The 19,630-nt window shown below is 45.2% G+C and carries 18 protein-coding genes; 16 read left to right on the top strand and 2 right to left on the bottom strand.

All coding sequences use genetic code 11. From position 1 onward, the window contains the following. Positions 1-166: 166 nt before the first annotated feature. Positions 167-787 (bottom strand): hypothetical protein, encoded by a 621-nt coding sequence (locus tag SK066_RS14645; RefSeq protein WP_320542037.1) that lies wholly within the window; start codon positions 785-787, stop codon positions 167-169. 337 nt (positions 788-1,124) lie between these two features. Continuing rightward, positions 1,125-1,553 carry an organic hydroperoxide resistance protein gene (locus SK066_RS14640; RefSeq protein WP_188776638.1) on the bottom strand — a complete coding sequence of 143 codons (429 nt, stop codon included), beginning with the start codon at positions 1,551-1,553 and terminating at the stop codon, positions 1,125-1,127. A gap of 410 nt (positions 1,554-1,963) precedes the next feature. Here SK066_RS14640 and SK066_RS14635 point away from each other — a divergent pair, with 410 nt between their 5' ends. The 16 genes from SK066_RS14635 (at position 1,964) to fliJ (ending at position 19,605) form a co-directional block, all read left to right on the top strand. Then, entirely contained in the window at positions 1,964-2,437 is a 474-nt protein-coding gene (locus SK066_RS14635; RefSeq protein ID WP_188776639.1) for a MarR family winged helix-turn-helix transcriptional regulator, read from the top strand. A 362-nt stretch (positions 2,438-2,799) separates the two neighbouring features. Then, positions 2,800-3,957 carry an ADP-forming succinate--CoA ligase subunit beta gene (gene sucC, locus SK066_RS14630; RefSeq protein ID WP_188776640.1) on the top strand — a complete coding sequence of 386 codons (1,158 nt, stop codon included), beginning with the start codon at positions 2,800-2,802 and terminating at the stop codon, positions 3,955-3,957. A 41-nt stretch (positions 3,958-3,998) separates the two neighbouring features. After that, positions 3,999-4,928 (top strand): succinate--CoA ligase subunit alpha, encoded by a 930-nt coding sequence (gene sucD / locus SK066_RS14625; protein WP_188776641.1) that lies wholly within the window; start codon positions 3,999-4,001, stop codon positions 4,926-4,928. 313 nt (positions 4,929-5,241) lie between these two features. After that, on the top strand, positions 5,242-6,384 hold the full coding sequence (gene dprA, locus SK066_RS14620; RefSeq protein WP_320544892.1) for a DNA-processing protein DprA: 1,143 nt from the start codon (positions 5,242-5,244) through the stop codon (positions 6,382-6,384). Between the two features lie 40 nt (positions 6,385-6,424). After that, on the top strand, positions 6,425-8,533 hold the full coding sequence (gene topA / locus SK066_RS14615) for a type I DNA topoisomerase (protein WP_188776642.1): 2,109 nt from the start codon (positions 6,425-6,427) through the stop codon (positions 8,531-8,533). 213 nt (positions 8,534-8,746) lie between these two features. Next, positions 8,747-10,096: an FADH(2)-oxidizing methylenetetrahydrofolate--tRNA-(uracil(54)-C(5))-methyltransferase TrmFO gene (trmFO, locus tag SK066_RS14610; protein ID WP_320542036.1), complete on the top strand. Its 1,350-nt coding sequence runs from the start codon at positions 8,747-8,749 to the stop codon at positions 10,094-10,096. Between the two features lie 136 nt (positions 10,097-10,232). Next, positions 10,233-10,775, top strand: coding sequence for an ATP-dependent protease subunit HslV (hslV, locus tag SK066_RS14605; protein ID WP_188776644.1), 543 nt, complete (start codon positions 10,233-10,235; stop codon positions 10,773-10,775). Between the two features lie 85 nt (positions 10,776-10,860). Beyond that, complete coding sequence (gene hslU, locus SK066_RS14600; RefSeq protein ID WP_188776645.1) at positions 10,861-12,282, top strand: ATP-dependent protease ATPase subunit HslU; 1,422 nt, start codon at positions 10,861-10,863, stop codon at positions 12,280-12,282. Positions 12,283-13,122: 840 nt separating this feature from the next. Then, the gene (gene flgB / locus SK066_RS14595; RefSeq protein WP_188776646.1) at positions 13,123-13,539 is read left to right on the top strand and encodes a flagellar basal body rod protein FlgB; all 417 of its coding nucleotides are present in this window, start codon (positions 13,123-13,125) and stop codon (positions 13,537-13,539) included. A 3-nt stretch (positions 13,540-13,542) separates the two neighbouring features. Next, positions 13,543-13,998 (top strand): flagellar basal body rod protein FlgC, encoded by a 456-nt coding sequence (gene flgC, locus SK066_RS14590; protein ID WP_188776647.1) that lies wholly within the window; start codon positions 13,543-13,545, stop codon positions 13,996-13,998. A 30-nt stretch (positions 13,999-14,028) separates the two neighbouring features. Then, a complete protein-coding gene (gene fliE / locus SK066_RS14585; protein ID WP_250343398.1) occupies positions 14,029-14,340 on the top strand; it encodes a flagellar hook-basal body complex protein FliE in 312 nt (103 codons plus the stop codon). Positions 14,341-14,388: 48 nt separating this feature from the next. Next, the gene (gene fliF, locus SK066_RS14580; protein ID WP_320542035.1) at positions 14,389-15,981 is read left to right on the top strand and encodes a flagellar basal-body MS-ring/collar protein FliF; all 1,593 of its coding nucleotides are present in this window, start codon (positions 14,389-14,391) and stop codon (positions 15,979-15,981) included. A 13-nt stretch (positions 15,982-15,994) separates the two neighbouring features. Next, positions 15,995-17,005, top strand: a complete 1,011-nt coding sequence (gene fliG, locus SK066_RS14575; protein WP_188776650.1) for a flagellar motor switch protein FliG — start codon at positions 15,995-15,997, stop codon at positions 17,003-17,005. Continuing rightward, positions 16,998-17,849, top strand: a complete 852-nt coding sequence (locus SK066_RS14570; protein WP_320542034.1) for a FliH/SctL family protein — start codon at positions 16,998-17,000, stop codon at positions 17,847-17,849. Before fliG ends, SK066_RS14570 begins: the two co-directional genes overlap by 8 nt. Continuing rightward, complete coding sequence (gene fliI, locus SK066_RS14565) at positions 17,836-19,155, top strand: flagellar protein export ATPase FliI (protein WP_188776652.1); 1,320 nt, start codon at positions 17,836-17,838, stop codon at positions 19,153-19,155. Before SK066_RS14570 ends, fliI begins: the two co-directional genes overlap by 14 nt. A gap of 6 nt (positions 19,156-19,161) precedes the next feature. After that, on the top strand, positions 19,162-19,605 hold the full coding sequence (fliJ, locus tag SK066_RS14560) for a flagellar export protein FliJ (RefSeq protein ID WP_188776653.1): 444 nt from the start codon (positions 19,162-19,164) through the stop codon (positions 19,603-19,605). Positions 19,606-19,630: the final 25 nt, after the last annotated feature.

The raw sequence follows: 19,630 nt of genomic DNA, 5'->3' as shown, positions 1-19,630 counted from the left end.
GGGATAAATCCAGCCGATCCTATCAAACTGAAGTGAATAGCAAACATGCCCGCGAATCGATAGCTATCTCCGTAGAGAATCTGGCAATCGTACGCGGGCATGTTTAGTTTAGATATAAATAAGCAGCCTGTTCTTCTACAGACATTCCATAGAAAAAATCAGTCAATTATAGACCTTCTACAGCCTTAGCAATTTTCGCATCCAGTACGCCTTTTTCAGTGCTACCTTTGTTCAGTGCAGGCTCGAACCAGTAGATGACCAGTATATTGCCTTTCGTATATTCCGTTTTACGGAAAGGTACACCGTTCACCTGTTTCTCCAGATCTTTCAGACCTGCTTGCAGATCTTCCTTAGATTTGAACACATAGATCGATACAGGCTCAGCCTCTTTCGGATCACTACCTGTTACATAACGATCTGGCTTCACATTGTTCAGTGTCCAGCCTTGTTCTGGTTTAGAAGTGAGCTTAATACCCTGTTTTTTGATCGCAGCAGCAACGTCTTTTGTTGTCAGGTCACTGTTTGCCGTTGTAGACGAGCTGTTGTCTTTGTCTGTAGCAGATGTCGTACCTTCTGTGCTGGTCGTCGACTCCGTCGTATCTGTCGTCGATTCAGTACTACCAGTAGCCGAGCTTTCTGGTGTTGTCATATCCGTGTTTTCGCTGCTTTGCTCATTCGTTGTCGTTGTTCCGGAATTTGTTGGTGTCGTGCTACTATTGTTGGAGCAGCCTGTTGCTGCAACTACCGTTAGTGCAAGTAGCAGTGTAGTGATTTTCAATTTCGTCATGATTGACCTCCTGTGAATAACGTATGCATTTGCTGAAAATGGATGCAAGCCTTGATGTGGCTTACAACATCATAACATACATAAACGGCAGAGCAAATTTTGACACAATGCTTACAGTAATGACATCGGAATAAGACAATGATGCAACCAGCTATAGGAGAATGAACCGTTCTTAATAAAGCACAGACCACGTTAGCCTGCAAAGCAAAAAGCATCCCATACAGATACAAGTGGGACGCTTTTTTACAAAAGATTGAAATGGAGATATAAAGTATATAATGCTTGTTCAGCGCTGTACCAGCGGAAGCAGATTATATGTGCATCACTACCTTTTCGCTTACAGTACGTTCAGTTCAACAGCGATATTGCCACGAGTTGCACGAGAATATGGACATACATCATGAGCTGCTTTTACGAGCTGCTCTGCTGTTTCACGTTCTACACCTTTAACGAGCACATCAAGTGTCACAGCAAGTGCAAAGCCGCCATCTTCGGCTTTACCGAAGCTGACTGTACCTGTTACTTCTGTGCCTTCGTGTTTTACTTTTTGCATGCGTGCAACCATATTCAGGGCGCTATCAAAGCAAGCAGAGTAACCAGCAGCAAACAATTGCTCCGGGTTTGTACCGGCACCACCAGCGCCGCCCATTTCTTTTGGTGTAGCTATATCAAGGCGAAGTTCAGGGCTGGAGGACTCTACATAACCACTACGACCGCCCACAGCTTTTACAGAAGTTTCGTACATTTTTTGTTGGATATTCAGCATAAGTACAAACCACCTTTTCATAAATTAAATTTTACAAAATATAATTTATCACAATTAATGAAAAAAGTAAAATTGTTATGATTATATTAATGTCAAACAATTGATTTTATGATACAATGTCCACTAAGCATCATGTATTCTCATCCGTTCATATATTAGAAAACGGAACCTCTCGTAATGGTGTCCGATCCGTCGGCATTCAAGGGGAGTAGAGACCGCGTATGTCTTCTACCTGATCTTGCTGATCGATCCAATCAGGTGCGGAAGGCATGCTGTTCTATCTGCATGATGTCCCTATACACCCGAATGATCGCAACACAGTTTTTCAAGCTACATGCATGTTTATTTGCGCATGATTTTGTATACATCTTGTACCAACAAATTTATTTTAAAAGCAGGTGATCACATTTATGGATACTTCACAGGAATATCCCCATCCGCAATTAAAGCTGGAAAACCAGCTTTGCTTCGCCATCTATGCATCTTCGCGTGAAATGACCAAAATGTACCAGCCTTTGCTGGAGCATCTTGGACTCACATATTCGCAATATCTCGTTATGCTCGTGCTGTGGGAGCATCGCGAATGTACGGTAAAAGAACTGGGTAATGCGCTCTATCTAGACTCTGGCACACTGACGCCACTATTGAAGCGTTTGGAAGCTGCTGGCCTGATTATTCGTAAGCGTTCAACCGAGGACGAGCGTAAGGTGCATATTACGCTGACTGAGGCAGGTTGGAAGCTACAGGAGCAGGCAGTATCTATTCCTGATGATCTGCGCAGCAAAACCTGCATGGATCTGAATAAGCTTGATGAGCTACTGCATGAATTCCGCCATTTGCTTCAGACTGTACACGAAGTAAATGTGAATAGCAGCGGTAAGTAATCCGTTTTGCTCTTCGATCGTATATAGCAAAATATCGAACCCCTGCGCAGGGTTAATTTAAGACGATCCCCATTGGCATTTAACGCCAATGGGGATTTATTTTTTTACTTTGTTAACGTATACATGGTATATTAGCTATAGGCCTACTGCCCTGTAGGTACACCGGGTCAGAACGAGAAACGGCAGAGTGAATTGTCCAATTAGAGGGACAACCGACTGCTGTTTAATTTTGGCTATGGCGTGGATTAAAATGGTAAAATTTTTAAGGAAAGCGTTTTAAAAACATGGTACAATAGCAAAGGTTGTTGATTTGCCGGGTAATTTTGCCGGAATGCATTCATGCCGATAGGAGGATTTACCAGATGAATATCCATGAATATCAGGGAAAACAAGTGCTTAAAGAGTATGGTGTGGCAGTACCCGAGGGAAAGGTTGCTTTTACAGTTGAAGAAGCTGTAGCAGCGGCTGAATCGCTCGGAAGCCCGGTATGTGTCGTTAAGGCACAGATTCATGCCGGCGGTCGCGGTAAAGCAGGCGGCGTCAAAGTAGCCAAGAGCATTGAAGAAGTGCGCACCTATGCACAGGAACTGCTCGGCAAGGTGCTCGTAACGCATCAGACCGGCCCTGAAGGCAAGGAAATCAAGCGTCTGCTCATCGAACAGGGCTGTGATATTCAAAAAGAATATTACATAGGCGTAGTTATCGACCGTGCCACTGGCCGTGTCGTTATGATGGCTTCTGAAGAAGGCGGTACAGAGATCGAGGAAGTGGCGGAGAAAACGCCAGAAAAAATCTTCCGTGAAGCGATCGATCCAGCTGTAGGCTTGCAGCCTTTCCAGGCGCGTAAGCTGGCGTATGCTATCAATATCCCAACCAAGCTGGTGAACAAAGCAGCTCAATTTATGATGTCTCTGTACACTGCATTTGTGGACAAGGACTGCTCGATTGCAGAGATCAACCCGCTTGTTGTAACAGGCGATGGTCAGGTTATGGCACTTGATGCCAAGCTGAACTTTGACTCGAACGCATTGTTCCGCCATCCAGAAATTCTGGAGCTGCGTGACCTTGCAGAAGAAAACGAAAAAGAAATCGAAGCTTCCAAATTTGACCTTAGCTATATCGCACTCGATGGCAACATCGGCTGTATGGTTAACGGTGCAGGTCTGGCAATGGCAACGATGGATATTATCAAATACTACGGCGGCGAACCCGCGAACTTCCTCGATGTAGGGGGCGGTGCGACGACGGAGAAGGTTACCGAGGCGTTCAAAATCATCCTGTCTGATGAGAACGTAAAAGGAATCTTTATCAATATATTCGGCGGCATCATGCGCTGTGATGTTATCGCTAACGGTGTAGTGGAAGCGGCGAAGCAAGTAGGTCTGAGTCGTCCACTGGTCGTACGTTTGGAAGGTACAAACGTTGATCTTGGCAAACAAATTCTGGCTGAATCCGGTCTGAATATCGTTGCTGCTGATTCCATGGCTGACGGTGCACAGAAGATCGTTGCACTCGTATAACATCCGAACCCAATTTAAGTGATAGGAGCTGTGACTGGACAATGAGTATTCTGGTAGATAAGCATACAAAAGTTATCACTCAGGGCATTACCGGTGCTACGGGACTGTTCCACACCAAGGGCGCGCTTGATTACGGCACCCAGATGGTAGGCGGCGTAACACCAGGCAAAGGCGGTACTACCGTTGATATTACACTGGAAAACGGCGAGAATGTAAGCCTGCCAGTATTCAATACAGTGATCGAAGCGAAGGAAAAAACAGGTGCAACAGCGAGCGTGATTTACGTTCCGCCTGCATTTGCAGCGGATTCCATCATGGAAGCCGTTGACGCTGAACTCGATCTCGTTATCTGTATTACAGAAGGTATTCCAGTACTGGATATGGTTAAAGTATCCCGTTACATGGAAGGCAAAAAAACCGTCCTGATCGGGCCAAACTGCCCGGGTGTTATTACACCAGGCGAATGTAAAATCGGTATTATGCCGGGTTACATCCACAAGCCAGGTTATGTTGGTGTCGTATCCCGTAGTGGTACACTGACATACGAAGCGGTTCACCAGCTGTCCACTCGTGGCATTGGTCAATCGTCTGCGGTAGGTATCGGTGGCGATCCTGTTAAAGGCTCCGAGTTTATCGATATTCTGAAAATGTTCAATGAAGATCCTAACACTCGCGCTGTTATTATGATCGGTGAGATCGGTGGTACAGCAGAGGAAGAAGCAGCAGAATGGATTCAAGCGAACATGACCAAGCCGGTTGTTGGCTTCATCGGCGGCGCTACAGCGCCTCCAGGCAAACGTATGGGTCACGCAGGCGCAATTATTTCTGGTGGTAAAGGTACAGCAGCAGAGAAGATTGCTAAGCTGGAATCTTGCGGTATTAAAGTTGCTCCAACACCATCTGAAATGGGTTCTACACTTGTTGAAGTGCTGGAAGAGCGCGGTCTGCTGAGCGAGTGCACAACACACTAATGTTGTTCTGGCTATCCAGCAAAAGATAGACTTGCATAAATATACAGAAGGTCTGTCCCGAATTGGGATGGACTTTCTGTGCTGTCGTCATCTATAATAGATGGAACAGAATATACGGAGTTCATGATCACTCATGCAAGGTAAGCAACCTTTGATGCCCACGGGCAGATCAGGTTGCTTTTTTGCGTTTCGCTATGAATCTTGCATGCACGTATAGCTTTCTGAGCAAGTAAACGCTTGCAATATAATACAACTTACGATTAAATGGAGTAGGTGAGCTCATCTAACTCCTATTTGGAGGAAATGGAATATGATGGATGAACGTCACATTTTAATGGGCTTGCATGAAGCGCCCGGTATTGGCTGGAAACGGATCTATGGTATACTACAACAGCATGTGGACCTGCGCGAACTGCCGACATGGAGTGCCGGACGCTGGCGTAGCTTGGGCATGCCCGAAAAAGTAGCACAGGCGCTTCCGTATGAATTAAGCGAAGCGGCGATCAATGAGAAGTTATCCCGATATGAGAGTCTAGACATTGAGATCATAACGATTATGGATGATACATACCCATTATTAATGAAGGAAATTGCTCAGCCACCCTGGGTATTGTACATGCGTGGTGACAGTAAGTTGCTGCAATCCTTTTGCATAGGCATGGTAGGCACACGCATACCTACGGCTTATGGTCGGCGGGTAGCCGAGCTGTTAGTGCAGGGATTAACTGCCAAAGGAATAACGGTGGTTAGCGGATTAGCACGCGGGATCGATAGCACCTGTCATGAGGCTACACTACAGGCACATGGGCAAACTATCGCTGTGCTTGGAACAGGTGTGGACGTTATCTATCCACCAGAAAATCGTTTATTATATGAACGAATTCGTGAAAATGGATTAATCGTATCCGAATATCCGCTTGGTACACGTCCTTCTCCAGGTACCTTTCCACAGCGGAATCGAATTATTGCTGGCTTATCGCATGGTTCGATTGTTGTGGAAGCTGATGAACGTAGCGGTTCGCTCATCACGGCAGATTTTGCTATGGAAAGTAATCGCGATGTATTTGCAGTGCCAGGGCCGATCACCTCACCTAAAAGCAAAGGTACATTATCCTTGCTCAAGCAGGGTGCAATTATGGTAACCTGCGCGGATGATATTATAAATGAATATGATTCAAGATTACAGGATTTGTGTGATAAAACTTACGTGAAGCAGGAAGATAATGGAATAGCTAATACTCTGAATATTGCACCTTCTAGCGACCTCGCAAATATTTCTCATTTGACAGAACAGGAAAAGACGATATACCTTATATTGGAGCAGGGCGATGCAACCATCGACGAAATTCAAGCCAAATCGAATTTTGATTTTGGACTTTTGCATACTGTTCTGTTATCTTTAATCATAAAAAAACAGATCAGTCAGTGCTCTGGCGCTGTGTATACCTTAATATAATTCAAATTATAGATAGAATATCGGAAAGGGGGACAAACCTGTGGCAGATTCACTCGTTATTGTAGAATCACCGGCAAAAGCGAAAACGATCGGCAAGTATCTTGGCAGCAAATTTATTGTCAAAGCATCTATGGGCCATGTCCGCGATTTGCCAAAAAGCCAGATTGGGGTCGATGTTGAGAATGATTTTGATCCCAAATACATTACCATCCGTGGTAAAGGTTCTGTTCTAAAAGAATTAAAAGATGCACGAAAAAAAGTGAAAAAAGTCTATCTCGCGGCTGACCCGGATCGTGAGGGCGAAGCGATTGCCTGGCATTTAGCGCATGCGCTGGATGTGAATGAAGGCGAAGCATGCCGTGTTGTATTTAACGAAATTACCAAGCAAGCGGTTAAGGATGCATTCAAAACACCGCGTCAAATTAATATGGATCTGGTCAACGCACAGCAAGCACGTCGTATACTTGACCGTCTTGTAGGTTACAAAATTAGCCCCCTATTATGGAAGAAAGTCAAAAAGGGCTTGTCCGCTGGTCGTGTGCAATCGGTAGCTGTTAAGATCATTATCGATCGTGAAAATGAAATTTCAGACTTCACACCCGAAGAGTATTGGAGCATCACTGCCAGACTGACGATTAACGATACTACCTTTGAAGCGAAGTTCCATCAGCTCAATGGTGAGAAAAAAGAGCTGCACAGTGAGCAGGATGTGAATGAGATTCTGGCAGCGATTGAGAATGCTACCTTTGAAGTGAATGAGATCAAGGAGCGCGAACGACTGCGTCATCCAGCAGCTCCATTTACTACATCGTCTCTGCAACAGGAAGCGGCGCGTAAGCTGAACTTCCGTGCAGCTAAAACGATGTCGGTCGCACAGCAATTATATGAAGGTATTGATCTCGGTAAAGAAGGAACAGTCGGTCTGATCACCTATATGCGTACCGACTCCACTCGAATCGCCGCTTCTGCACAGGAGGAGATTCGTGAGTATATTACAGGCAAATACGGTAACGAATTTATTCCGGAAGAGCCACGTCAATATACGAAAAAGAACGCGAATGCACAGGATGCGCATGAAGCGATTCGTCCTACCTCTGCTAGTCGTGATCCAGAATCGGTAAAGGAATACATGAGCCGTGACCAGTTCCGTTTGTACAAGCTGGTATGGGAACGTTTTGCAGCAAGTCAAATGGCTTCGGCTGTACTGGATACGATGTCTGTCGATATCGGTGCTGGGCCAACAACTTTCCGTGCAGTTGGTTCCAAAGTTCGTTTCCAGGGCTTTATGAAGGTGTATGTGGAAGGTAATGACGATGGTAAGGAAGAAGGCGAGAAGTTCCTACCGCCAATGGCGAAGGGCGACAAGCCAACACCTGAACATATCGAGCCCAAGCAGCATTTTACACAGCCGCCGCCACGTTATACCGAGGCACGTCTTGTTAAAACGCTGGAGGAGCTAGGTATCGGTCGTCCAAGTACGTATGCGCCAACATTGGAAACGATCCAAAAGCGTGGCTATGTAGCGATCGAAGAGAAGAAGTTCATGCCTACCGAGCTGGGCGAGCTCGTTATTCAGCAAATGGAAGAGTTTTTCCCTGAAATTCTGAATGTAGAGTTCACTGCTAATATGGAGCAGGATCTTGACCATGTAGGAGAAGGTCAGGAAGATTGGGTACAGGTGCTGAATGATTTTTATGAATCGTTTGAGAAGCGCCTTGAAGTAGCCGAAGAAGAAATGAAGGAAATTGAGATCGAAGACGAAGTCTCGGATGAGATCTGTGATAAATGCGGACGCCATATGGTATACAAGCTGGGACGCTTCGGTAAGTTCCTCGCATGCTCCGGTTTCCCGGATTGCCGCAACACGAAGCCGATCATTAAGGATATCGGTGTAAAATGCCCGACCTGTCATGAAGGTGATGTGGTGGAGCGCCGCAGTAAAAAGGGTCGTGTCTTCTACGGCTGTAATCGTTATCCAGAATGCGACTTTGTATCTTGGGATCGTCCATCGCCGAAGCCATGTCCGGTATGTAGCTCGATGATGGTCGAGAAACGGAATAAACAGGGCGTTAAATTGCAGTGTACAAGCTGTGATCATACCGAAATGGTTGAGGAAAATGAAAATGAAGAAGCGGTAGAGCTCGATTAAGCGAGTAAGCTGATTCCATTGCATTCCTACTGAACGGATCCTTATTCAATACTATTCGTAATAGCTTATTAGAATTTCCATATCATTTCACGTATAATATAAATACGACAAATGCAGTACAACGACTGACTTGTATTCAGAGCTTTATCTGGATACAAGTCGTGCTGTTTTTCACTCATTATTAAGGGTAAGATATTCAGGGGGTTTTTCATCGTGTCAGAGATTCAAAAGGTAACCGTTATTGGAGCAGGCCTTGCAGGTAGCGAAGCCGCATGGCAGATTGCCAGTCAGGGAGTACCTGTACAGCTATATGAAATGCGTCCGGTCGTCAAAACACCGGCACACCATACGAACCAATTTGCCGAGCTGGTATGCAGTAATTCACTGCGTTCCAACACACTCGCTAATGCCGTAGGCGTTATGAAGGAAGAAATGCGGATGCTGAACTCGCTCGTTCTAGGCGCAGCTGATCATCACGCAGTACCCGCAGGTGGCGCACTTGCCGTTGACCGTGATGGCTTCTCTGGTGAGATCACATCGACACTGCATAACCATCCGCTCGTTACCGTATTAAATGAAGAAGTACAGGAGCTGCCAAAGGACGGTATCGTAGTTATTGCTACAGGACCACTAACCTCTCCAGCACTCTCCAAGCAAATTCAAGAGCTGCTCGGTGAAGAGTATTTCTATTTCTATGATGCCGCAGCACCGATCATCGAAAAAGATTCAATCGATATGAGCAAGGTATATCTTGCTTCCCGTTATGATAAAGGCGAAGCAGCTTATCTGAATTGCCCGATGAACGAAGAAGAGTTCAATGCCTTTTACGATGCACTGGTTGGTGCAGAGACGGCTCAATTGAAGGAATTTGAAAAAGAAATCTATTTCGAGGGCTGTATGCCGATCGAGATTATGATGAAGCGCGGTAAGCAGACAGCACTGTTTGGTCCAATGAAGCCAGTTGGTCTGGTGAATCCACATACAGGAGAGCTACCATTTGCGGTTGTTCAGCTACGTCAGGATAATGCAGCAGGCACATTGTACAATATGGTTGGCTTCCAGACGCACCTAAAATGGGGCGAACAGCGTCGTGTCTTCTCGATGATTCCAGGTTTGGAAAATGCCGAGTTTGTACGCTTTGGTGTAATGCACCGCAATACATTTATTAATTCACCACGATTGCTGGAGCCTACGTATCAGTTGAAGACCAACCCGAATGTATTTTTCGCAGGTCAAATGACAGGCGTTGAGGGTTATGTAGAATCCGCAGCTTCCGGCTTGATTGCAGGCTTGAATGCAGCGCGTCTTGCTAAAGGTGAAGAATTGCTCGTGCTGCCACAGGCAAGTACGCTGGGCAGTATGGCGCATTATATTACACAGGCTGATCCAGAGCACTTCCAGCCGATGAATGCGAACTTTGGTCTGTTGCCAAAGCCAGAAAAGAAAATTCGTAATAAAAAGGAAAAGAATGAGATGCTGGCACAGCAGGCGCTGGATAGCATTCGTGCCTTTTTTGACCTTCCAGCAGCAGAACAAGTAGCTTCGGCTCCATCTGCTGAATAAAAATAAAGCTTAACCTTTGCTTAACCGGGTATTAACACCTTGTTAGATCATGTGATTCGTTTACACGGATTTAATAATGGAACCAATTGCCCTGTCATCCGTAATGCTCAGAGACGACGAACAGGAGGGAATTTAGATGGAGCTTTCATTTCATGCAACAACAATCTGTGCCGTACGTCACAATGGCAAAGCAGCAATTGCTGGTGACGGTCAGGTAACGTTCGGACAAAATGTCATCATGAAGCAACACGCCAAAAAAATCCGTCGTCTGTATCGCGGTCAGGTACTGGCTGGATTTGCCGGCTCGGTAGCTGATGCGATTACGCTGTTCGAGAAATTCGAAGCGAAGCTGGAAGAGCATCATGGCAATTTGCAGCGTGCCGCTGTCGAGCTTGCCAAGGAATGGCGTTCTGATCGTATCCTGCGTAAGCTTGAAGCCTTGCTGATTGTTATGGATAAAACCGGCATGCTGCTGATCTCCGGTGGCGGCGAGATTATTGAGCCTGATGACGATGTGATTGCGATCGGCTCAGGTGGTAATTTTGCTCTATCTGCTGCGCGTGCGCTCAAGCGTCACGGTAAGGATCTGGAGGCGCGTGATATCGTGCAGTCCTCCCTACAGATTGCCGCAGAGATTTGTGTGTATACAAACGATAACATTATCGTAGAAGAATTGTGAGCCTGGCCGGTGCGGTCCGTACTCCACTTGCAGGGGTGGGATCACACCGGTTTTTGTTTCTGAATTTAGGATGGAGGGACAGAAGATGAATAAAGATGCCCACGCATTAACACCAAGACAGATTGTAGCAGAATTGGACAAATATATTGTTGGTCAAAAGCAAGCTAAAAAATCAGTAGCCGTGGCACTTCGTAATCGTTACCGTCGAAGTCTGCTTCAAGAGGATATTCAGGACGAGATCATCCCTAAAAATATTTTGATGATCGGGCCTACCGGTGTGGGTAAAACCGAGATTGCTCGTCGTCTGGCTAAGCTGGTTCATGCTCCCTTTGTAAAAGTAGAGGCAACCAAGTTTACCGAAGTCGGCTATGTTGGTCGTGATGTAGAATCCATGGTACGCGATCTGGTCGAGACGGCGATTCGTGTCGTCAAAGCAGAACGTACAGAACAGGTGAAGGATAAAGCTGAAGAAGCAGCCAATGAGCAGATTGTAAAAATTCTCGTTCCTTCTGGCTTCAAGTCGAAAAATCAGCGCAATCCATTCGAAATGCTATTTGGCGGCGCGAGCAATAACAATTCTTCAAATGAAGAGCCTGCTTCCGAGCATCATGAGGAGCAATCGATTCATGAGAAGCGGAGACAGGTTCGATTTGAGCTTCTGTCCGGTAAACTCGAGGAAGAAATTATCGAGGTTGAGGTTGAGGACACAACCCCTAACATGATGGATATGTTCATGGGACAGGGGAACGACCAGATGGGCATGAATATGCAGGAGATGCTGGGCAACTTCCTACCGAAGCGAATGAAAAAGCGTAAGCTTCCGATTAAGGAGGCACGTAAAGTGCTGACACAGCAGGAAGCGAACAAAATGCTTGATATGGATGATGTAAATCAGGAATCGCTACGTCGTGCCGAGCAGAGCGGAATTATCTTTATTGATGAGATCGATAAGGTAGCAGGCTCCGGTCGCAACACTTCGGGTCCAGATGTATCACGCGAGGGTGTACAGCGCGATATTTTGCCAATCGTTGAAGGCTCTACCGTGATGACTAAGTATGGCCCGGTAAAAACGGATTATATTTTGTTTATTGCTGCGGGTGCATTCCATACGGCTAAACCATCTGATCTGATTCCCGAGTTACAGGGTCGTTTCCCTATTCGGGTAGAGCTGGAAAGCTTGACGATGGAGGACTTTATCAGCATTCTGAAAGAGCCACAAAATGCACTGACACATCAGTATGCGTATTTACTGCGTGCAGAGGATATTGAGCTGGAATTCTCGGATGAGGCGATCCGAGAGATTGCTAGCATTGCGGCGACCGTGAATCAGAATACAGAGAATATCGGCGCACGCCGTCTGCATACGATCATGGAGAAGCTGCTGGAGGATATCTCCTTTGAAGCGCCTGAGCTGACACTGGATACATTTGTGATCACGCCTCAGTATGTTCAGGAGAAGCTGAAGGATATTGCCCAGGATCGCGATCTTAGTCAGTATATTTTGTAAAAGGCGACAATTCCTTGTTTGTAGAAGAGTAGGAATACGTTTGAAAATAGTAGGTATGATTTTAGGAAAAAGGTGGGGTGCCTGATTCGTCAGTTCCCCGCCTTTTTCCTATATTTTCGCAAGTGTGAAAAATGTATTATAAATATAAGAAATTGATCTATAATAAGAGATACAGGAATCCGATATAAAATTGAATCTGCTCTTTTCGGAATAATATAAATTGATATAGATTTTTCAATAAAGTTAGGTTATGATAATGTCGTTTGCGCAAATGCGCAAGTCAATCCGCGAGATGCATCTTCATCTTCATCCTGTTTGAAAAAGTCGATAATTTGGAATAAATTAGTAAATTGTGTGACAAATTTATTTCAACTTAATAGATAGTAAGTAATCCGAACTAGGTTTTTGGACGTAAAACAATATGTTTACATTAAAAAAAATACGCTTTTACAATAATCTGCATCAAAACGACTACTTAAACTGCTTACTTATTTCCATTTTTTCCATCCTCCCAAATACTCATAACTGTAAAATAAAAGCATTTTACCTAATTAATTGATAACAATATTTGCTTTTAATGTCATATTATTTATTATAATTGGAAAATATTATATGAAAGAAGACAAAAAATGATTTTTTTTGTCAAAAGATAGTCCTTTATTCTCATTGTCTTACGACCAATTCTCTAGGAAACTTATGGTATCACTTTTTTAGGAAAAACGACGCATGGCGAGCTAAAACAACATATTTCCGCAATGTTTGTCGAATGATTGAATGAAATGAAAAAAATGGAAGTTACATTCCATGTTTTAATATATGAATTTGAAAGGAGTGGCGTAAGTGAATTTGCTTAATGATGCGAGTTTTCGCCGATTGGAAGGCGCCATGAGCGCAGCCAATCTGAGACAACAGGTCATTACAAACAATATCGCCAATGCAGACACCCCCTACTTCAAACGTTCTCAGGTCTCATTCGAAAACGTGCTTCAATCTCAAATGGATGATAGCAGCAGCTCATTCCATGGAATTACTACGAACCCGCGCCATTTCCAAATTGGCAATGCACCTGGTAGCGTGCCACAGCCAACAGTCACTCAGGATACAGGAACAGTAATGAACAATAACCTTAACAACGTCGACATCGATGTAGAAATGTCCGATCTGGCTGAGAACCAGCTACGCTACAATGCTTATGTCGAGCAGATTAATCACCAGATCAAAATGATGCGTACCGCGATTCAAGGAGGAGGAGCTTAATCTATGAGAATTAGTAATAGCTTTGATATCAGTTCTTCTGCCCTGACTGCACAGCGTCTGCGTATGGACGTTGTTTCCTCCAACATCGCTAATGCGGAAACGACAAGAGCGAGCGTTCAAAATGGCGAGGCTGTTCCATATCGTCGTAAAGAGGTTATTCTTTCTACTAACAAGCCTTCATTTGCAGACTCACTCGACAATGCAATGAATGGATCTAACAATTCAGGCCTGAACGGCGTCAAGGCTGTCGGCATACAGGAAGATCAGGAGCCATTCAAAATGGTATACAATCCCACTCATCCAGATGCAGACAAAAACGGCTATGTAAAAATGCCAAACGTCGATACTCTAAAAGAAATGGTGGACATGATATCAGCTTCGCGTTCATATGAAGCTAACGTAACTGCACTGAATGCCACAAAAGCAATGCTAATGAAAGCAATGCAGATTGGTAAATAATGAATAAATAATTGGTAGGAGGGGTAATTAATGATTGAAAATACAATGTTTAACAGCGCTGTATCTTCGCCGTTTCAAATGAATACTGCAATGTCTCCAAGTAAGGCGACTCCCGGAGAAGCAATGGATCAATTCGGTTCTTACTTGGCAGACGCCTTGGAGCAGGTTAATTCGCAGGAACAGAGCGTACACAAGCTAAATGATCAATTCCTGATCGGGAAAGCAGATGTAGACCAGGTTATGGTCGCAGGCGAAAAATCGATGCTGAGTCTGCAATTGACTGCCCAAATTCGAAATAAAGCAATTGAAGCTTATCAGGAAATTATGAGAACACAAATGTAAGTGGACTGAGATGATGTTTCATAGCAAAGTTTCGAGTGGGGTGGCATTGTGAATGAAAGAATCCTCCAGTACAGAGATAAACTCGTGCAATACTGGAAAAACTTTAACAGGAATCAAAAAATTCTACTATTTTCAACACTAGCGTTTATTATTCTTGCAATCGTAGTGTTGACCATCCAGTTTACAAAGACTGAATATGAGGTTGCATTCCAAAACCTGGATGCGACTGACTCTGCGGCGGTCATGCAATACTTGGATGGACAAGGTATCACTTACCAGTTAAGCCAGGATGGAACAACGATCTCTGTTCCAACAGAAAGTGCAGCAAAAGCAAAGGTTGCTGTAGGTTCCCAGGGGCTGATCCAAAATGGATCGATTGGTTTCAGCGAATTCAATACGAGTTCATCTGCAATCGGGATGACAGATAATGAATTCAATGTGAAGTACAGAAATGCATTGAACGGTGAAGTTTCGCAGCTGCTTCGTAATATGAATGGCGTGCAAAACGCAAAGGTACTCATTAACCTGCCACAGGAAAGCCTGTTTGCAACAGATGAGAATCAAGATACAGCAAGTGCTTCTGTCGTTATCCAGTTTAAACCAGGCTTCCGTGCTTCACAGGAAGCGGTTGATGGATACTTCAATCTTATTCATACTGCGGTACCTCGTCTTCCTATTGATAACATCACGATTACGGACGGAACAGATGGAAGTGAGCTAGTAGCTACAGTGAAAGGCGGCGGTTCAGGTAATTTGATCGGCGCTGTGCAAGACAATATGGCATTACAGAAAAAGTACGAATCCGATGTTGAAAACAATGTAAGACAATTTCTGTCTCGCTTGCTAGGTCCTGATAAAGTTAATGTGCTTGTAACCTCTACATTGAATTTTGATCAACGTACAACGAAGGAAGATCGCGTTGAACCCGTTGATACAGAGAACATGCAAGGTATTGCCATCAGTGCCCAGAAAATTCAAGAATCGTACACAGGTACATCAAGTCCTGATAGTGGTACAGCAGGAACGGGTTCTACTGACACACCGACTTATCCTGGAGGCTCCTCCAGTGGCAATACAGAATCTGAGAAATCACAGAGCACGATCAACTACGAAGTTAATCGGATTCATAATGAGATCGCAGCCAGTCCTTATCATGTACAGGACTTGAGCATTAACGTATTGATCGATCCGAATCCGGCTCTCTCTGAAGCACAGCAAACGACACTGAATAATCAGATTCAAACGATGCTTCAAAACCTTGTGAGAACATCTCTTGCAGAAAATGGTATTGATTATACGGCTGCAAATGCACTGCAAAATAAAGTTTCCGTTGTATCCCAGCCATTTGTAACCGACGATGGTAGCAACACTGGCTTCCTTGCTTCTAATTGGCAGTGGATTGCTGGCGTAGCAGCTGCACTTGTTATCGGTATCATTGCACTTGTTATGTATCGTCGTCGCAAGCAGCAAGCCGAAGAAATGGAAGAAGATATTATGCTTCCGCCCGTTACAGAATTGCCTTCAATTAGTTTGGAAAACTTGACCAATGACAGTCAGGTACGTAAACAGCTTGAATCGCTGGCGAAAAAGAAACCAGACGAATTCGTCAATCTGCTGCGTACATGGCTTGCTGATGAATAAGAGGTGAATACGTTTGGCAAAGGGAGCTGTACTGAACGGACGTCAAAAAGCGGCCATCCTGCTAATCTCACTCGGCCCTGAAGTATCTGCACAGATTTTCAAGCATTTGCGCGATGAAGAAATCGAGCAGCTTACTTTGGAAATCGCCAACGTGCGTAAGGTAGATAGCTCTGAGAAAGACTCCGTCGTTTCCGAGTTTCATCAGATTTGTCTGGCGCAGGAATATATTTCGCAAGGCGGTATTAACTACGCCAAAGAAATTTTGGAAAAAGCGCTGGGCGAATCGAAAGCAATGGAAGTTATTAATCGTCTGACAGCAACATTGCAGGTTAGACCATTTGATTTCGCACGCAAAGCTGATCCAAGTCAAATTTTAAACTTTATCCAAAATGAAAATCCGCAAACGATCGCGCTTGTTCTGTCTTACTTACAGTTTGAACAGGCAGCGGTCATTCTATCCTCTCTGCCACAGGAAAAGCAGGCAGAGGTAGCGCGTCGAGTTGCTGTAATGGATAGTACCTCACCAGAGATTATTGCTCAGGTAGAGCGTGTACTGGAACAGAAGCTTTCTTCAACCGTAACGCAGGATTACACAAATGCTGGCGGTATCGAATCGATCGTTCAAATTTTGAACGGTGTCGATCGCGGAACCGAGCGTACAATTCTGGATTCCCTGGAAATTCAGGATCCGGAGCTGGCAGAGGAAATCAAAAAGCGGATGTTCGTATTCGAGGATATCGTCAATATCGACAATCGTTCGATTCAGCGTATTATCCGCGATGTGGAAAACGCCGATTTGCAGCTTGCACTCAAAGTGGCAAGCGAAGACGTACGCGAAGCTGTATTTACGAATATGTCCAAGCGTATGGCGGATACATTCAAAGAAGAAATGGAATTTATGGGACCTGTACGGCTTAAAGATGTCGAAGAGGCTCAAAGCCGTATCGTAGGCATCATCCGCAGACTCGAAGAATCCGGAGAGATCATCATAGCACGTGGCGGAGGAGATGATATCATTGTCTAATTTGATAAAATCATCCCAGTACATTCCGGTCGAAATTTTAAAAAAGCTGGATCTTGGCAAGGAATATTTCAAAGCGACCGATCTGGGAGCAACGTCCGAGCACATCCCGCATATCGTATATGATCAACCAAGAGTTGATGAGCAAACGGTTTTATTGAAGGAACAGATGCTTGCTGATGCGAAGGATTTCGCTGAGCGACAAGTACGCGAGGCAGCCGAGGAGGCTGAACGGATTCTGCAAAATGCGCAGGAAATGATCAGCACCTGGTGGCAGGAACGCCGTGAGCAGGACGAGCATCTGGTGGAAGCCGTTAAGGCAGAAGCGTTTCAAGAAGGCTTTGAAGAAGGAAGAATGCGTGCTGAGCAAGAGATGCAAGAGCGTATTCAGGAAATGATGGAAGAAGCACAAATGGTTCTGACACAGGCATATGAAGCGAAGGAGCAGATTATACAGGAGGCAGAGCCGTTTTTGGTAGATTTAAGCTGTGGAATCGCTGAAAAGGTCATTGATAAGGAGCTTGGTGAGCAGCCAGAGCTAGTAATGACACTGATCAAGAAAACGCTTCTGCGTAAACGTGAGCAAGGCGTGATCACACTATGTGTTAGCCCTTCACAATTCGATTTTGTACATGCAGCGCGTGAAGAGCTGGTACTGTCGATTGACTCGCAGGCAGAGTTGCAAATTTTGCCTGACGCTACTGTACGCGATCGCGGCTGCGTAATCCGCTCTGCCTTTGGTAGTGTGGATGCACGAGTCGATACACAACTGGCTGAATTGAAAAAAGAGCTGCTACGTGTAGCACTTCACGATGAAGAGCGGGGGAATGGCAATGCAGGAGCTTAATGCAGGCCGTTATCTGGATTATCTGAAGCAGCTGGACCCGGTACGAATCAACGGTAAAGTTACACAGGTTATCGGCTTGATGGTGGAGTCCGAAGGACCGGATGCGAGTATCGGAGACGTTTGCTACATTTATCCGACCAAAGGATTCGATCCACTACGAGCTGAGGTTGTTGGCTTCCGTGATAATAAAGTACTGCTGATGCCGCTCGGTGAGCTGCAATCTATTGGACCTGGCTGTGATGTTGTTGGAACAGGTAAACCACTCACCGTACAGGTAGGGTCGGAATTGCTTGGAAAGGTACTGGATGGTTTAGGACAGCCGCTGGATGGCTCCTTGCTACCTGCGCGGATGACGCATTATTCCACCTTTAACTCACCACCAAATCCAATGACCAGACCGCGTGTGCAGGATCCAATGAGTGTGGGTGTACGAGCGATCGATGGATTGCTAACGATTGGTAAAGGGCAACGTGTCGGTATTTTCGCCGGTTCCGGTGTTGGTAAAAGTACGTTGATGGGCATGATTGCCCGTAACACCGAAGCCGATGTCAACGTGATCGCCCTGATTGGGGAGCGGGGACGCGAAGTACGGGACTTTATCGAACGCGATCTCGGTCCTGAAGGATTACAGCGTTCCGTCGTTATCGTAGCTACATCTGATCAACCCGCCTTGATTCGCATCAAGGGAGCATTGATTGCAACGACGATTGCTGAATATTTTCGCGATCGTGGCATGAATGTGATGTTCATGATGGACTCGGTTACCCGCTATGCGATGGCACAGCGTGAGGTCGGACTTGCGATTGGCGAGCCGCCAGCGATGAGAGGGTATACACCTTCCGTATTTGCTGGATTACCTAAGCTGCTTGAACGGGCAGGTACTGGACCAGCAGGATCAATTACAGCTTTTTATACCGTACTCGTTGACGGTGATGATATGAATGAACCGATTGCGGATGCGGTACGGGGGATATTAGATGGTCACATCGTACTCAATCGTTCCATTGCAAACAAAGGACAATTTCCAGCCATCGATGTACTGGCAAGCATTAGCCGGGTGATGAAGGACATTGTCACAGAAGACCAGAACGATGCAGCCAACAATATGAAGCGTCTGATGTCCGTGTACAAGGAGTCAGAGGATTTGATTAATATCGGTGCTTACCAGCAAGGGTCAAGCCCAGACATTGACGAAGCCATCTCGCGAATCAGAGATGTGTGGAACTTTACAAGACAGAAAGTAGATGAAAAGACAACGCTACATGATGCGCAAGAGCAGATGATTTTCGAATTTGCGAGGAGCTGATAAATAATGAATTTCCAGTATAACTTCCAAAAAGTTGTCGATATTAAATCAAGCGCAAAAAACCAGGCAGAGTGGCTGCTGTCCTCCGCACTGGGTGAGCTGCAAGCTGAAGAACAATCCCTCGATCAGTTACTGGAAGATCAGAACCGAACGCTGGAAGCGATCAATCAGGCTACCGAACAATCTGCACCTGCTATGGAATTACAAAATCTTCAGCGTTATGTTGTTTATCTGGATCAAGCAATCGCTAGGAAGATCGCTGATGTACGTAAAGCTCAATTAAATGTAGATCATAAAAAGCTTCATTTAACTGAGAAAATGGTCGATGAAAAGGTATGGCTTCAAGCGAAGGATAAAGCAAAAGCCAAATTCATGCATGAGTACATGCTTCGCGAGCAAAACGCGCTGGATGAGATGGCAACCGTTCGATTTGCGATGCAATCGAGATAAATTCCCGGACTATGATGGGATCCCT

The sequence above is a fragment of the Paenibacillus hunanensis genome (assembly GCF_034055775.1).
Classification (GTDB): Bacteria; Bacillota; Bacilli; order Paenibacillales; family Paenibacillaceae; genus Saccharibacillus; species Saccharibacillus hunanensis.
Note: the sequence above shows the minus strand (reverse complement) of the source record. Positions and strands in the feature narration are given on the sequence as shown.

Excerpts from the sequence above, each read along its gene's own strand:
- SK066_RS14645 (WP_320542037.1), bottom strand. The coding sequence starts at position 787 with ATGACGAAATTGAAAATCACTACACTGCTACTTGCACTAACGGTAGTT.
- SK066_RS14640 (WP_188776638.1), bottom strand. The coding sequence starts at position 1,553 with ATGCTGAATATCCAACAAAAAATGTACGAAACTTCTGTAAAAGCTGTG.
- SK066_RS14635 (WP_188776639.1), top strand. The coding sequence starts at position 1,964 with ATGGATACTTCACAGGAATATCCCCATCCGCAATTAAAGCTGGAAAAC.
- sucC (WP_188776640.1), top strand. The coding sequence starts at position 2,800 with ATGAATATCCATGAATATCAGGGAAAACAAGTGCTTAAAGAGTATGGT.
- sucD (WP_188776641.1), top strand. The coding sequence starts at position 3,999 with ATGAGTATTCTGGTAGATAAGCATACAAAAGTTATCACTCAGGGCATT.
- dprA (WP_320544892.1), top strand. The coding sequence starts at position 5,242 with ATGGATGAACGTCACATTTTAATGGGCTTGCATGAAGCGCCCGGTATT.
- hslV (WP_188776644.1), top strand. The coding sequence starts at position 10,233 with ATGGAGCTTTCATTTCATGCAACAACAATCTGTGCCGTACGTCACAAT.
- hslU (WP_188776645.1), top strand. The coding sequence starts at position 10,861 with ATGAATAAAGATGCCCACGCATTAACACCAAGACAGATTGTAGCAGAA.
- flgC (WP_188776647.1), top strand. The coding sequence starts at position 13,543 with ATGAGAATTAGTAATAGCTTTGATATCAGTTCTTCTGCCCTGACTGCA.
- fliE (WP_250343398.1), top strand. The coding sequence starts at position 14,029 with ATGATTGAAAATACAATGTTTAACAGCGCTGTATCTTCGCCGTTTCAA.
- fliI (WP_188776652.1), top strand. The coding sequence starts at position 17,836 with ATGCAGGAGCTTAATGCAGGCCGTTATCTGGATTATCTGAAGCAGCTG.
- fliJ (WP_188776653.1), top strand. The coding sequence starts at position 19,162 with ATGAATTTCCAGTATAACTTCCAAAAAGTTGTCGATATTAAATCAAGC.